Raw genomic sequence first — 751 nt, forward strand, 5'->3', positions numbered from 1 at the left:
AAATCAGAACCACCCTTAAAAAGGGTGGTTTGCTCTTAGGGTATAACCCACGGGCCCCGGGCTCGCGTCTAAAGGCGCGGGCCCGGACTTCGTCCAGGCCTAGTGCATCTTGACCCGTGGCGCGCCGGTCGAACCGGCAGCATCACCCCCTCTTGAAGGGGTCCTCGTACTCCTTCACGCTCAGCTTGTCCAGCGCGATGTCGTGGGACTCCTGCTCCCTGATGTACTTGGCGATCGTCGCCTCGTTCAGGCCGACGGTGGACACGTAGTAGCCCTCCGCCCAGAACTTCCTGTTGCCGAACTTGTACTTGAGGTTGGCGTGCCTGTCGAATATCATCAGCGAGCTCTTCCCCTTCAGGTAGCCCATGACGCTCGCGACGCTGTACTTCGGCGGGATCGCCAGCAGCACGTGCACGTGGTCGGGCATCAGGTGCCCCTCGATTATCTCGATCCCCTTGTACTCGCACAGCTTCCTGAGGATCTCCCCTATGTCGCTCCTGATTTGGTTGTAGATCACTTTGCGCCTATACTTCGGCGTGAACACGATGTGGTACTTGCACATCCACTTCGTGTGGGAAAGGCTGTAGGCCTTCTGGGCCATGGCGACCACCCCTTCGACTCGAATTCTTGACGGCCTGAACAATCGTCAATATCGGTCGGAGGGGTGGCTTTGTAAAGCCGTTTGTCTCCACCCGCGTAGCGGGTGGTTTAAAGCTGGCCGCTGCGCGGCCAGCAGACTAAAGTCTTGAAT

Annotated in this window: 1 protein-coding gene; it reads right to left on the reverse strand. The window is 58.5% G+C overall.

The window, feature by feature from the left end:
• Window positions 1-142 precede the first annotated feature (142 nt).
• Window positions 143-601: an IS200/IS605 family transposase gene (gene tnpA / locus DW233_RS10115; protein WP_055287554.1), complete on the reverse strand. Its 459-nt coding sequence runs from the start codon at window positions 599-601 to the stop codon at window positions 143-145.
• Window positions 602-751 lie beyond the last annotated feature (150 nt).

Origin of the sequence: Collinsella sp. AM20-15AC, assembly GCF_003471405.1 — a bacterium.
Classification (GTDB): Bacteria; Actinomycetota; Coriobacteriia; order Coriobacteriales; family Coriobacteriaceae; genus Collinsella.